This window comes from Providencia sp. JUb39, assembly GCF_012272845.1.
GTDB lineage: Bacteria > Pseudomonadota > Gammaproteobacteria > Enterobacterales > Enterobacteriaceae > Providencia > Providencia lanzhouensis.
Genome location: NZ_JAAWXD020000001.1, coordinates 2,799,508 through 2,811,329 on the forward strand (window position 1 = coordinate 2,799,508; position 11,822 = coordinate 2,811,329).

19 protein-coding genes are annotated in these 11,822 nt (G+C 40.7%); 12 read left to right on the forward strand and 7 right to left on the reverse strand.

Annotated elements, in window-relative coordinates:
• Position 1 precedes the first annotated feature (1 nt).
• From HFU86_RS13005 to HFU86_RS13015, 3 genes are read right to left on the reverse strand one after another with little or no spacing between them, the layout of a single operon-like run.
• Complete coding sequence (locus HFU86_RS13005) at positions 2-226, reverse strand: hypothetical protein (protein WP_006814777.1); 225 nt, start codon at positions 224-226, stop codon at positions 2-4.
• 16 nt (positions 227-242) lie between these two features.
• Positions 243-698: a toxin YdaT family protein gene (locus HFU86_RS13010; protein WP_187129421.1), complete on the reverse strand. Its 456-nt coding sequence runs from the start codon at positions 696-698 to the stop codon at positions 243-245.
• Positions 699-745: 47 nt separating this feature from the next.
• Positions 746-994 (reverse strand): helix-turn-helix domain-containing protein, encoded by a 249-nt coding sequence (locus tag HFU86_RS13015; RefSeq protein WP_187129422.1) that lies wholly within the window; start codon positions 992-994, stop codon positions 746-748.
• Between the two features lie 103 nt (positions 995-1,097).
• Between HFU86_RS13015 and HFU86_RS13020 the strand changes: the two genes are divergently transcribed.
• The 11 genes from HFU86_RS13020 to HFU86_RS13070 all read left to right on the forward strand — a co-directional run bounded on the left by HFU86_RS13020 (position 1,098) and on the right by HFU86_RS13070 (position 7,640).
• The gene (locus HFU86_RS13020; RefSeq protein ID WP_187129423.1) at positions 1,098-1,850 is read left to right on the forward strand and encodes a LexA family transcriptional regulator; all 753 of its coding nucleotides are present in this window, start codon (positions 1,098-1,100) and stop codon (positions 1,848-1,850) included.
• 465 nt (positions 1,851-2,315) lie between these two features.
• Complete coding sequence (locus tag HFU86_RS13025) at positions 2,316-2,648, forward strand: hypothetical protein (protein ID WP_187129424.1); 333 nt, start codon at positions 2,316-2,318, stop codon at positions 2,646-2,648.
• An 11-nt stretch (positions 2,649-2,659) separates the two neighbouring features.
• A complete protein-coding gene (locus HFU86_RS13030) occupies positions 2,660-2,908 on the forward strand; it encodes a hypothetical protein (protein WP_255425980.1) in 249 nt (82 codons plus the stop codon).
• 10 nt (positions 2,909-2,918) lie between these two features.
• Entirely contained in the window at positions 2,919-3,203 is a 285-nt protein-coding gene (locus tag HFU86_RS13035) for a hypothetical protein (protein ID WP_187129426.1), read from the forward strand.
• Between the two features lie 12 nt (positions 3,204-3,215).
• Positions 3,216-5,222 carry a hypothetical protein gene (locus tag HFU86_RS13040; protein ID WP_187129427.1) on the forward strand — a complete coding sequence of 669 codons (2,007 nt, stop codon included), beginning with the start codon at positions 3,216-3,218 and terminating at the stop codon, positions 5,220-5,222.
• Positions 5,222-5,722 carry a siphovirus Gp157 family protein gene (locus HFU86_RS13045; RefSeq protein WP_006660855.1) on the forward strand — a complete coding sequence of 167 codons (501 nt, stop codon included), beginning with the start codon at positions 5,222-5,224 and terminating at the stop codon, positions 5,720-5,722. Before HFU86_RS13040 ends, HFU86_RS13045 begins: the two co-directional genes overlap by 1 nt.
• 44 nt (positions 5,723-5,766) lie before the next feature.
• The gene (locus HFU86_RS13050; RefSeq protein ID WP_006814785.1) at positions 5,767-5,946 is read left to right on the forward strand and encodes a hypothetical protein; all 180 of its coding nucleotides are present in this window, start codon (positions 5,767-5,769) and stop codon (positions 5,944-5,946) included.
• 25 nt (positions 5,947-5,971) lie between these two features.
• Complete coding sequence (locus tag HFU86_RS20200; RefSeq protein WP_006660853.1) at positions 5,972-6,202, forward strand: hypothetical protein; 231 nt, start codon at positions 5,972-5,974, stop codon at positions 6,200-6,202.
• Complete coding sequence (locus tag HFU86_RS13060) at positions 6,199-6,792, forward strand: HNH endonuclease signature motif containing protein (RefSeq protein ID WP_187129428.1); 594 nt, start codon at positions 6,199-6,201, stop codon at positions 6,790-6,792. Before HFU86_RS20200 ends, HFU86_RS13060 begins: the two co-directional genes overlap by 4 nt.
• Positions 6,786-6,956 carry a hypothetical protein gene (locus HFU86_RS13065; protein WP_187129429.1) on the forward strand — a complete coding sequence of 57 codons (171 nt, stop codon included), beginning with the start codon at positions 6,786-6,788 and terminating at the stop codon, positions 6,954-6,956. Before HFU86_RS13060 ends, HFU86_RS13065 begins: the two co-directional genes overlap by 7 nt.
• Positions 6,957-7,373: 417 nt before the next feature.
• The gene (locus HFU86_RS13070) at positions 7,374-7,640 is read left to right on the forward strand and encodes a hypothetical protein (protein ID WP_255425981.1); all 267 of its coding nucleotides are present in this window, start codon (positions 7,374-7,376) and stop codon (positions 7,638-7,640) included.
• Here the strand turns inward: HFU86_RS13070 and HFU86_RS13075 are convergent.
• Entirely contained in the window at positions 7,637-9,037 is a 1,401-nt protein-coding gene (locus HFU86_RS13075; protein ID WP_187129430.1) for a tyrosine-type recombinase/integrase, read from the reverse strand. The two genes, HFU86_RS13070 and HFU86_RS13075, sit on opposite strands and share 4 nt — an antisense overlap.
• Before the next feature lie 216 nt (positions 9,038-9,253).
• On the opposite strand from HFU86_RS13075, the gene HFU86_RS13080 reads away from it, so the two are divergent.
• Positions 9,254-9,514 (forward strand): YfhL family 4Fe-4S dicluster ferredoxin, encoded by a 261-nt coding sequence (locus HFU86_RS13080; RefSeq protein WP_187129431.1) that lies wholly within the window; start codon positions 9,254-9,256, stop codon positions 9,512-9,514.
• 177 nt (positions 9,515-9,691) lie between these two features.
• Here the strand turns inward: HFU86_RS13080 and acpS are convergent, their stop codons facing one another.
• The 3 genes from acpS to recO form a co-directional block, all read right to left on the reverse strand.
• Positions 9,692-10,075: a holo-ACP synthase gene (gene acpS, locus HFU86_RS13085; RefSeq protein WP_036949441.1), complete on the reverse strand. Its 384-nt coding sequence runs from the start codon at positions 10,073-10,075 to the stop codon at positions 9,692-9,694.
• Positions 10,075-10,806 (reverse strand): pyridoxine 5'-phosphate synthase, encoded by a 732-nt coding sequence (gene pdxJ, locus HFU86_RS13090; protein WP_132495600.1) that lies wholly within the window; start codon positions 10,804-10,806, stop codon positions 10,075-10,077. Before pdxJ ends, acpS begins: the two co-directional genes overlap by 1 nt.
• Before the next feature lie 285 nt (positions 10,807-11,091).
• Positions 11,092-11,817, reverse strand: coding sequence for a DNA repair protein RecO (gene recO, locus HFU86_RS13095; RefSeq protein ID WP_132495602.1), 726 nt, complete (start codon positions 11,815-11,817; stop codon positions 11,092-11,094).
• Positions 11,818-11,822 lie beyond the last annotated feature (5 nt).

An 11,822-nucleotide genomic window follows, 5' to 3' on the forward strand; every position in this document is an offset into this window, starting at 1 on the left:
TTCATACTCCCAACGCTTTAGCTATATCACGGCAGGCGTTCTGGTACTGTTCCGGCGTGAGTTTCTTTGAAAGCAGCTTTTGTTTTTGTTGTTCGTACTGCTCCCAAACACTCAGCGCAGCCGCTCTTCTACCCTCGAAAACGTCTTCGATTTTCTCTCTGTCCGCTGGCTCTCCGTTCAACAAAAAACCATTGCGATAGGTTATCTTCTCAATTGTTCTTAGCATTGGTCTTGCCTCTGAATTAGTGCACGCTGGTCGGGCGTGGTATTGCTTTAAGCGCATTAACTGCATTATTAATCTGGCGTGACATGTCACGACCCTCTAGTAAAATTTCTGTCATTGCTTCAGCAAAACGCTGTATTGCAATTGACGTTAGATAATTCATCGTGTCGCCACGAACCCTAGCCAGCCTTGTGGCTGGTAATGCAATTTCAATCGCCGGCATCAACTCGGCAAACTTTCTGATCGATGCGTTAGAATCACCGCGCAACCAACGAAATATCTGCTGTCGATTGTTATTAATCGCTTTCCAATCTGCATGACCGTACTCATCTTCAATCACATGCAAGCGCCCGTTAGTTTTATCTCTAACTAGTCGCATATATGCACGACTGATTTCTATTGCTACATGTTCCTGACCTGTTTCTGCTGCCCAGTCCTCAACCTCGGTGCGGACAATGTTGATATCAAAGTTCATACGCTGCGTCTCCTGTCGCTAAAAATTGATTATGAATAATCAGTTTTTTAACTTGATACCTGAAATACTTGGGTTTCATTTGGCAACCCATCAAAGGGGTTAGGATAATCAATTGGGTTTAACTCATGGGGAGTGACTAACCAATTTGTCTTGGAGGCCCATTCAATGGCTTTTCTCCCTCTTGGGACGTAGTTTCCAGCGATTACTTGACTAACAAAACCCTGAGTAACGCCAACCATTCGAGCAAACTCGGATTGGCTAATCTTCTGATTTTTTAAATATAAACTTAGCTTCATCTGCATTCTCCTTTTGAATGTCAATGATATTAGCAATGCTAATTTAATAAATCAATAGCAATGCTATTAGAAAAATATTAGCAATACAAATAAACTAACGCTTATGACTAGAAAAATATCTGATGTCGACAAGAATGCCGCTCATAACCTAAAAACGATTTGGGAGGCAAAAAGAGATGCTCTCGGCTTAACACAAGAGAAAGCTGCGGAGGCTTTAGGCTTTTCCACGCAAGGTGCTGTAAGTCAATATCTTAACGGAAGAACTGCATTGAATACCGATACAACCCTAAAGTTTGCTGCTCTTCTGCAAGTACCTCCAGAAGATATAAACCCTGAATTAAAGGCTCTTCTAGACTATGTTCGTTCTAATAAACAAACTAGTGTTGCAGAGCATTCCCCTTTAATTGCCCGCAATGAGCACAATACTCTGAGGCTACTTGATGTCTACGCAAAAGCTGGGCCTAGTGGGTTCATGAATAATGAGTTTCCAGACACCATAAGATCAATCGAATTTTCGTCAGAGAAGGTATTTGAATTGTTTGGTCGTAAAAGTCTCAAGGGTATAGAAATGATTAATATCAGTGGTGATAGTATGTCCCCTGCAATCAATCCTAGAGATGTTGTTTTTGTTGATACTCACAATGAATACTTTGATGGTGATGGTGTTTATGTGTTTAGCTTTGAAAATGCCTTATTTATAAAAAGATTACAAAGAGTTAAAGGAAAAAAATTAGCTGTCAAATCTGATAATTCTGCATATGAAACGTTTTATATTGAAGAGTCAGAAATGCATGACCTTAAAATTATTGGTAAAGTCATAAAATCTCTCCCAATCAAAATGATTGATTTTGCTTAGTAAAATCAATTAATTAAATAAAGCCGTATATATATGCGGTTTTTTTTCGCCCAAAATAATTAGCAATGCTATTGACATAAAAAAATAGCATTGCTAATATTCACTCCATCAAGACAAACAACACAGCAAGTGTTTAGTCAGGTGTTCAAACCAAATTTAGTTTTGCTGTTATGTCGGAGGAGAACCAAAGCTCTCATCGCGACCTTTCATGATTACCACGACATGACAGCTAATTTTTGCAGTACCAGGGAATTTAATTAATTACCGACCAAAGCTACAAGGCAAGACCTGACAGCTCGGAAAGACGGGCATTGATTTACAGACGTAAAAAAACCCACCGAAGTGGGTTCCTTTACCTCGGGTCGCCGACCAAAGCTAACCGAGAGTTCTACTAGCGCGACCAAACGCTAGAAGAGGCAAGACCAATGATAAATCACTGATCACCACTATTTTAAAGGAGCTGCTATGAAAGCACAACCTAAAACCCTAAGTGTCAAAATCTACATCCACGCACAAAAGCAATTTGATGGTTCATACAAATACTGCCCTTCTACGTGCAAGTTCGATATCGAGTCTGGTTTAGGCTTTGTCATTGCTGAGCATACTACTGATATTCCCTTCACTGCTCCGTCAAGTACTGAGCTAGTTCAATTAGAGATTGATTCACTCAAAGCCGAGCAAAACAAAATAATTGCTGATGCGCAGGTGAAATCGAGCTTACTTGAAGACCAGATTCAGATGCTGCTTTGTTTAGAAGGCAAGCCCATTTCTAAAATTGACGAAGAAATCCCTTACTAATGGTGAATAAGATGGATCCTATTACTCAAGCAATTGATGCCATTTTAGATGCAGAGTTATCAGTTATTGAACACGCAAATAACAGTGAAATCGTTTCTGGAACTCAACATATTTCTATCATTGGAGGTAAGCGGAAGGTTGAATATTACCCATCAACTGGAACGGCATGTTCCAACCCAGTTAAAGGTCAGTATAGCCGCATTGTTATTAAAAAAGCTGGCGTCAAAAGAGCCATCGAACTCGCAAAATCTGGAAAATAGAGGGCAAACTATGAAGTGTTCCTTATGCAAAAAAGAATTAGAAGATAACGAAGCTTATGAATATAGAGGCTTCATTTCCTGCGGAGATCACTTTGATGAGGTTATCGGACGCGTTGACAGAAAACGACAAAATATTATCACTCAATACGATTCAATGTCTCGTCCCTTAAAAGGGTTGGACATTAGACCTGATAACCCTATAGGTAAAGCTAATCGTGAACTTCTTAAGGGAAGTATTGAGGTTAGCAGCAAAGAAACCTACCTAGAAAATGAATACCGTAACGGAATTTTATAAGAGGCAAGACCAATGAAAACTTTTATCTGTGTATTTGAGCCAACGACCGAGGCTCGCACTAATGGCGCGGTACCATTAACTATCGCTCTCGATGCTGCAAATGCAAAACTAGCTGCTGCAACAGCCATGGTTAAGTTATCAGAAGTGTATCCAGACGCTATGGATAACTTCAACACTGACGAACCTATCGTTTGTGAAGATGCCATGGGTTCACCTCGCCCACCGGTTGGTCAATTTGATGAAACATTTGCAATAGAAAATGAATTCGACGGTACTTGCTGGAAGCCGGCAAAATTAGAAGAGTTTAGCAAAATAAATACGACTATTCGTATCGCTGCAATCTTGTTGTTTGGTAAAACCCAGTTTACTCGCACTGATGTAAGCAAAGCCATTAGCTTTATGAATGAAAGTTCAGAGCAACCAAAAATCCGTAATATCGCTCAAGGCTTGGGAAGAATAAAAGCTCTCGATTCTATGGATGCTGAACAAACATCTGAAATTGCCCATGCTGTTTTTGAATATACTGATGATAATGTTTCTGTCATCGATGCAATCGGATTAGGTAACAGTTGGTTAGTTGAAGATCCTAAACCTGAAGATGTTACTACTAAAACAGCAATTGAAGAAGAACCTGTACTTAAACGTGACTATGCCACACTTGATATGGAGGTTGCCCTTGCATTAATTGGTGATGTTGATTTTGATGCTATCCGTAGTGCTGATATCCGTAAAGCTAAAGAATTAATGGCAGCTGAAGATAAAGCATGGAAACGTTTATCAATGGACTTGCGCACATTCCCTAGCGTTCTCGATATACCGCGCGAAAACATCTTTGCATTAGTGACTGAGGCACGAGAGAAGCCTGAATTATTTGATGATGCCAATGCCCGTAAAGCGTTTATAGATGCAAAGCTTGGTACCGAAAATCCAAAAGTAACCTCCTTAGGTAATGGTCGTTTTTCAGTTGATAACTTAGGTACCAAACCGGCTAATGATGAAGACCCCAAAGAGCCCGTTACCAAAGAAAAAACCAGACGCGGCAGCAAGAAAAAAGAAACACCGGCTAAAGCGGAAAAAGAACCTGAAACCGTTGCCGTTGAAACTAAAGAAACGCAGGTAGTTACTAAACCAATTCCCGCTGTCGCTGCTGAGCAAGATGATTTTGAACATCGTGCAACAGTTATCGATGAAGTGCTCGAAGGCAATAACGACCACCTCAGCATTTGGAAGCGCGTACAGCGCACTGACGCACGATTTACCAAGCCTTTAGAGGGTATGGGATTTACTGGTACCAGCATTAACAGCACTTACATGTTTATGCGTGCGACTGAAATCTTTGGCCCTATTGGTGAAGGCTGGGGATATGAAGTTATCGAAGAGAAGTTCATTGATGGAAAGCCACTCCTAGAACCTGTCCTCGATGAACGTAATAAGCAAGTGGCCACTAAATTTTTACGTGATGCTGATGGCTCATTATTTTGTGAACAGAACCATTCGCTCAAGATCAAGTTCTGGTACACCATCGAATGTGAAACACGCGGTGAGTTTGAAAGTTATGGCGCCACGCCTTATCGCTACCAAACGAACTACGGAATTAAAGTCGATGGTGAGGCAATTAAAAAATCACTCACTGATGCAATTAAAAAAGCCTTATCAATGCTTGGATTTAGTTCTGATGTGTTTATGGGTATGCACGATAACCCTGAATATGTTGCAAGTAATAAGCTCGAGTATGAAATCAAAGCAGCGACAGACAATGCTGAAGATACAACTCGCGTTCGTAAAGAGTTAGATGAGAAATTCTCTCGACACACTGAGACTATGCGCAGTGCTGTCACCGCAAACGAATTACGTGGTATTACTTCAACCCTTACCCGTGAAATCTCAACCCACGCTAAATTAGCTAAACAACGTGGTGATACTGAATATGAAAGATATTTAAACGGTCGTTTACGCCGGTTAAATGAAATTGAAAAAGAGTGTTTAGACCAACTTAATCAGAAAGAAGAGGCAATCTAATGACCAAGACAACTGCTATTGCAATGGCTGCTGACTACAGCAAATTACAACAACTCGTCGAAACTGGTGAGTTTACCGCGGAAGATATCGCCGATACGTTAGTAGGCATCGAAGGTGAGCTAGGCGATAAGCTTGATGCAATTATGCTTCATGCCCGTAATTTAGAAGGTCAAGCCAAAACATTGGATGAAGAATCCAAACGTCTGGCAGACCGTAAAAAGTCATTCGAAAATCAGGTTAAGAGCCTGAAAAAATATGCCTTGGATTGCTTGTTAACTTCGGGCTTGGACAAGTTGAAAACAACTAAAAATACATTCACGGCTCGCGCCGGTGTTGTTCGAGTCATCATTGATAATGAAGATGCACTGCCTAATGAGTTAGTCGATGTTCAAACCATTACGGCACCCGACAAAAAAGCCATTAAAGAGGCTATCGAAAACGGCATCGACGTTCCCGGTGCTCACTTAGAAACTGGTGACCGTTCATTGATGGTTCGTTAATACCTATAGCGCCCATTACTGGGCGCATTATCAGGAGAGACATTATGGCTATGAAACTTGAAGTGATTATTACTCACGATGAAGCAAGCAATAAGTGCAGCGTAGAGTGGTCTACAGATACAACTGAGCATGTGACAACCCAAGAAGAACATACGCTATCAATGGTAAAAAAAGCAGTTTTACTGCAACTAGGCTACCCAACATCATCGGTAATTATTCACTAACGTGACATGTCACGGTGTATTTATTATGAAAAATAACCTAGAAGATTTACATAACTACTTGTTCATGCAATTGGAAAGACTGTCTGATGAAGATCTTAAAGGGGAAGAGCTTAAAGAGGAAATTGGACGCGCAAAGGCTTTATCCGCAGTTGCATCGCAGATTGTCAATAATGGCCAGTTGGCGATTAGTGTTAAGCGTATGGCTAGTGAAGGACGTATTAAAGACGCCCCTAATTATCTGGAAGTTAAAAAATGAGCCGATTTTCTTATAACGAAGAAATGCGTGACTGGATGCGTAAAAACTACCTATTATCGCTCCCTCAACTCACCATTAACTTTAATAGCCAGTTTGGTACCACTCGCTCAAAAGACATGATCAATGGGTTACGTAAAAGCCTTAAATTGAAAACTGGTAGGTCTGGAGTGTTTATTAAAGGTCATATACCCGCCAATAAAGGTATTAAGGGTTTAAAGGGGGCAAATTCAGGATCTTTTAAAAAGAATCATATTCCTCATAACCGCCATGAAATTGGCGCAGAAGTCATAGCTACAACTGGATATATCAAAGTAAAAATAGGCTTACCGAGCAAGTGGAAATTTAAACATATTTTGCTATGGGAAAAGAGTAACGGAAAGATACCCAAAGGTCATGTTATCAAATTCATAGATGGCAACCCATTAAACTGCACCATTGAGAATTTAATGATGATCACTAAACCAGAGCATGGAGTAATGAACCGCTTCTTTTCTGGTGTATCAGCTGAATATAAACCGGCTATCTTGCAATTGGCTAAAATTAAAATTGCAATTAGAAGCATAGAAATTAAGAGGCAAGACCAATGTTAAAACATTTTCACAGTAATCAGCAGCCAACCGTTAAATTGACCATGCCAGACGGCTCTGTAGGTTTTATAACAACGAGTGTCCGCTGCTATATCGTTTATGACTTCCCCAAAGACATCAAGATTGAGCCAGTAAAAGAGCCTCAACCTAAAGGGAAAACATCATGATGTATGCTTTGTTCCTGTTAATTTGCAGCGGCGCTGATTGCTTGTATAAACCATATGGCTACACGTATCCTGATGAGCAAAACTGCCTGATTGATAAAGACACTCTGACCCAGCAAGGTATTTTGTCCGAGTGCTACCCGGTTGAAGCGATCATACGGGCCAGTAATTGATTAAGCTTAATCAGTTTTATTCTTTAGTAATAATTAATATGGCGGTTTATTCGATAATGAGTGACCGCCATGAAACAACCACAACTAACCCCTTGGGAACCCGAGGAGCAACTATTAACTGAATTCGATATTAAGTTAGGCAAGTTAGCTGCAAGTGTAAAAAACAGACCATGCGCCGCAGCTGAAATAAAACATGCTTGTAATACCGCTGATCAAATTATTTCATCAATAATGAGGCAAGACCAAGATGGCAACAGAAAGCGCTTGCGTAGAACGCAAAACAAAAAAAGAAGAGATGAATGCCCCTAAGAAAAAATACCATGACGACGACTTATTAAGTATTCAAGAAGTATGTGTTCTTATAGGAGGTATTAGCCCTAAAACTTTGGCTGATTGGAATAACAATCATCGACATAAAGAAATACTCGCACCTATTTGTTTTACCGAAAAAGTTGTTAGATACGAGTATAAAAACGTTAAAGCATTCATCGAAAAATGCCGAAAAGTTTACTAACCCATCTTTCTACGTAATAGCGCTACTTGAGTCAAAATACTATTTTCATGGGCCTCAAAAGCCTGACGCTTTAGCGCTATTTCTTCCTGCAGTATTTCATCAGAAAAATCATAATGCTCAGCCATCGGATCTTCGCTTTTGTCAGAATGATGCAGACATAAAATGCTTATCTCTTTTGTGTCTGAACGCGAGTAGCCTCTCTGTCGCATTTGAGCAATGACGTTACTTTTGAAGAATTTTCGACACATCGTATTAAATGCCCCTGACTTCCCCTTTACCGTTCCTTCATGCACAACGCCTTTCACTGCTCCTTCAGGGCTATATGTTTTCACCAGTTTATCCAAGGAACGCTTGGAAAATGGCAGCAGAGGATCCCTAGGTTGTAGAAATACATATTCACGGTTGCAATTAACTGCAGACTCTCGCCACGATAGTTGCTCCTCGAGTAAAGTTTTCATAGCTTTCGTAATCGGAAACTTGAATTCTTTCTGCGTTTTCATTGCCCCACGCATACCTATTAACCCAGCTGGGTATGTAATCTCAAGCTTATCAAGATCAACATAGTCCCAGCGTAAATTTGCAATATTTATCGGTCTAACGCCGGTCAAAATCATATATCTGACTGCATTTTTTTGGTGTACTGAAGTGCATGATGCTACGTTAATCCAAAGTGTGGCTATCGATTCTATATCAGTATAGCGTTTGGTTGGTAATGGCTTCTGCACGCGCGAAGAAACATAATCATCAGGGATACTCGCTGCTATATTTATTCCATTACAATAAATCGGCGCCGCAAATTTCCAAAGCCGGCGCAACTCTGCAAATAATTCTAGAGCCTGATTATTGGATTTTGTCTGTATCCATGAATCAATGATCTCAATTAGCCGCGGGTACTTTATATCGCTAAAAACTTCTCTGGCGCCAAAGGATTCTTTTATTTGTTTTGTTCTACAGCAATATGTCGCATAGCTATTTTCGCTAAGCTTTGCTCTGGAAACTTTGCCGGCTAAATCCTTTTCGTAGGCGTCTATTAGTTGATGGACTGACTCTGCTCTTAACCCTTGCTCTGCTAATAATTGAGCTTTTTCTCTTGCGATGGGTAATGATAGTTCTGGCCACTCCCCTAATTTTTGACCTTTGACTTCCATATGCTTGGGGAATTCTGCGTATACTGTTACCTTGCCGGCTTTGCTAAAATCAATACGTAAGTAATGCTCTTTCTCGTATTTAGATCGACGTGGCTTGTTGATGTGTTTTAAAATGATTTTTGCGGCAGTAACACAGATTCTCATGTGTGTACTTGTGTAGGGTGGCTTGCATGACTCCCAACGCTGTAATGCGTCGGTATATTCATCAGAATTAGTGTTATCGGGCTTTTGTGTTGCTACTTTTGACATTGGAATACCTCGTCATATCAACACATTAAATTAAAAGCTCACACATTAGGTATTTTTAGAGCTGTAAAATAGGTATGTGTTGCTATTTTGTGTTACGAATCTAGGTTTCTCAATGTAAAACATACTGTATAAAAATACAATAGCCGGACGAAAGTAACGAATACGGATAAAACCTAAGTTACTGATTATTAACTTTATTAAACGTAAATTATTGATATGTCTTTATTAATTACTAAACGCTGTATTAATTGCGATATGTGTGAACCTGAATGTCCAAATGATGCGATCTTCATGGGGGCGGAAATCTATGAAATAGATTCAAACCTGTGTACTGAATGCGTTGGGCACTATGATAAACCCACTTGCCAATCAGTTTGCCCTATCACTAATACAATTATTACAGATCCTGAACATATTGAATCCCAGGAACAGCTTTGGGATAAATTTGTCATGATCCATCACGCCGATAAAATCTAATTTAACAAAGATGCGGAACAGGCTTGTTGAAACGACGATGGTTGAACTCTGCGTTATTTAGCTTTGTTTTACTAAAAACCCATCCGTTGAAGTGCTCTTTCATTAAAAGACTTTTCCATTGAGCTACTATTTCATTGAAACATTGCCGACTACAGATAAGCCGGCAATGAATAATGACTACAGACTTTCAATAATCACCGTTGCAGCCGCATAGTGTCGTTCATCAGTAATTGAAACATGAAAATGCGTGGCTTTTAAGCTATTGGCTAATTTTAACGCTTCACCGCTCAGTGACAGTAATGGCTTGCCTAGCTCATCGTTTGTGACTTCAAACTGATTAAACGCCAAACCATTACGGATGCCCGTACCTAATGCCTTAGCCGCCGCTTCTTTCACTGCAAATCGCTTAGCAAGAAAACGCGCAGGCTTAGTTTGTTGCTGGTATTGCGCATATTCATGCTCTGTTAAAATACGCTTCGCTAAGCTATCTGCGGAGCGCTCGATAACAGATTCAATACGCGTAATCTCAACAATATCTGTACCTAAACCTACAATAGCCATTATTTACGTGCTTCTGTGAGTAAGTTTTTCATGTCAGACACCGCTTGAGCTAAACCGCTAAACAGCGCACGTCCAATAATCGCGTGACCGATATTCAGCTCATAAATTTCAGGCAGCGCTGCGATACGTTGAACATTATGGTAAGTCAGTCCATGCCCCGCATTCACTTTAATACCTTTACCTGCAGCATAACTTACGCCATCACGAATACGGCGGAACTCAAGCTCTTGCTCTTGTTCAGTTTTGGCATCCGCATATGCGCCTGTGTGAATTTCAATAAATGGCGCTCCACACTCTTGAGCTGCATCAATTTGTTCATGATCCGCATCGATAAATAAAGAAACTAAAATACCTGCTTCGGTCAGCCGTTTTACTGCGGATGCGACTTTTTGTTTTTGCCCTGCGACATCAAGTCCGCCTTCAGTGGTCACTTCCTCGCGCTTTTCAGGAACCAAACAGCAATAAGTCGGCTTAATACGACAAGCAATGTCAATCATCTCATCTGTGACTGCCATTTCAAGGTTCATACGCGTTTGAATGGTTTGGTTGAGCAGTTCAACGTCTCTATCGGTAATATGACGGCGATCTTCACGTAAATGGATAGTGATCCCGTCGGCTCCAGCTTGCTCAGCAACAAATGCCGCTTGAACAGGGTCAGGATATTGTGTTCCTCTTGCATTTCTAACAGTTGCAATGTGGTCAATGTTAACGCCCAATAACAGCTCAGCCATGTTTAACTCCCTATGAATAAACAGTCACTTATTTCTTGTCTGCCATATCCTACTGCAATTTATGGGATTGGGGGAAAAAATATCTCTTTCTTCCTTACTGATTCCAAACTAATAATAATATTTCATCAATTACATTCATTTTTTGGGAAGCGCCTCGAAGAAAGTAAATAGCACAAAAAATTTGTCTCGCTCACCTGCCGTTTTATGGTTACAACAGTTTGGATGACAGCCATTTGCAATTACAACAGATAAAAAATAGCGCCATAAAACAAAATCAAATAATTGCTACGACTTAGCCATGTTCTGAGAAGGGATAGTAAATTGCCTGAAAAGTTCACGGCTTTTAAGAGGTTTACCACCTAGGTAAGGTTTTAGTGCCATGCGGGTAAACCGTTTAGCAGCTTTTAAGGTGTCGGCATCTGGGAATTCTCGGTCGGCTAACGCTCTTAATTGCTTCCCCGTGAACGTGAGTTGGTCAACAACTAGGCTGCCGATAAACCCTTTTTCTTCACGGTAACGGTAGGTCATGGTGTCTGAAACTGGCTCACCACTGCCCGCACAATGTAAAAAATCTACGCCATAACCGAGATAAGACAGCAAAGCGAGCTCGAACTGGCGTAACGCAGATTCAGGCGTGCGTTCACTCCCGGCTAAAACTTGCAAACAATTGAGGTAATCAAAAAATAGAGATGAATAAGGTGTACCGAACTCAATAACCCGAGCGGTAAGTTCATTAAGGTATAAACCACTATATAAAACAGTGCCACTGAGAGGGAGAGCAAGAGAGACAGGGTCAGCATTGATGAGAGTTTTGATCTCACCTTTGCCACTCCAACGGATCAACAAAGGTGTAAAAGGCTGTAAACAGCCTCTTAATGGTGAGCGGTTGCGTCTCGCACCCTTTGCTAACAAACGAATTTTACCTTCCCCTTCCGTGAAAAAGTCAATTAATAGACTTGTTTCACTGTAAGGACGGGAATGGAGCACAAACGCGCGTTGCCAACCACTCACGGCGT

Bases quoted from the DNA above. Each gene is read 5' to 3' on its own strand.
- HFU86_RS13060 (WP_187129428.1), top strand. From the start codon at position 6,199: ATGAGCCGATTTTCTTATAACGAAGAAATGCGTGACTGGATGCGTAAA.
- HFU86_RS13025 (WP_187129424.1), top strand. From the start codon at position 2,316: ATGAAAGCACAACCTAAAACCCTAAGTGTCAAAATCTACATCCACGCA.
- HFU86_RS13050 (WP_006814785.1), top strand. From the start codon at position 5,767: ATGGCTATGAAACTTGAAGTGATTATTACTCACGATGAAGCAAGCAAT.
- HFU86_RS13045 (WP_006660855.1), top strand. From the start codon at position 5,222: ATGACCAAGACAACTGCTATTGCAATGGCTGCTGACTACAGCAAATTA.
- HFU86_RS13065 (WP_187129429.1), top strand. From the start codon at position 6,786: ATGTTAAAACATTTTCACAGTAATCAGCAGCCAACCGTTAAATTGACC.
- HFU86_RS13035 (WP_187129426.1), top strand. From the start codon at position 2,919: ATGAAGTGTTCCTTATGCAAAAAAGAATTAGAAGATAACGAAGCTTAT.
- HFU86_RS13075 (WP_187129430.1), bottom strand. From the start codon at position 9,037: ATGTCAAAAGTAGCAACACAAAAGCCCGATAACACTAATTCTGATGAA.
- HFU86_RS13020 (WP_187129423.1), top strand. From the start codon at position 1,098: ATGACTAGAAAAATATCTGATGTCGACAAGAATGCCGCTCATAACCTA.
- HFU86_RS20200 (WP_006660853.1), top strand. From the start codon at position 5,972: ATGAAAAATAACCTAGAAGATTTACATAACTACTTGTTCATGCAATTG.
- pdxJ (WP_132495600.1), bottom strand. From the start codon at position 10,806: ATGGCTGAGCTGTTATTGGGCGTTAACATTGACCACATTGCAACTGTT.
- HFU86_RS13005 (WP_006814777.1), bottom strand. From the start codon at position 226: ATGCTAAGAACAATTGAGAAGATAACCTATCGCAATGGTTTTTTGTTG.
- acpS (WP_036949441.1), bottom strand. From the start codon at position 10,075: ATGGCTATTGTAGGTTTAGGTACAGATATTGTTGAGATTACGCGTATT.
- HFU86_RS13010 (WP_187129421.1), bottom strand. From the start codon at position 698: ATGAACTTTGATATCAACATTGTCCGCACCGAGGTTGAGGACTGGGCA.
- HFU86_RS13070 (WP_255425981.1), top strand. From the start codon at position 7,374: ATGGCAACAGAAAGCGCTTGCGTAGAACGCAAAACAAAAAAAGAAGAG.
- HFU86_RS13030 (WP_255425980.1), top strand. From the start codon at position 2,660: ATGGATCCTATTACTCAAGCAATTGATGCCATTTTAGATGCAGAGTTA.
- HFU86_RS13040 (WP_187129427.1), top strand. From the start codon at position 3,216: ATGAAAACTTTTATCTGTGTATTTGAGCCAACGACCGAGGCTCGCACT.
- HFU86_RS13080 (WP_187129431.1), top strand. From the start codon at position 9,254: ATGTCTTTATTAATTACTAAACGCTGTATTAATTGCGATATGTGTGAA.
- HFU86_RS13015 (WP_187129422.1), bottom strand. From the start codon at position 994: ATGAAGCTAAGTTTATATTTAAAAAATCAGAAGATTAGCCAATCCGAG.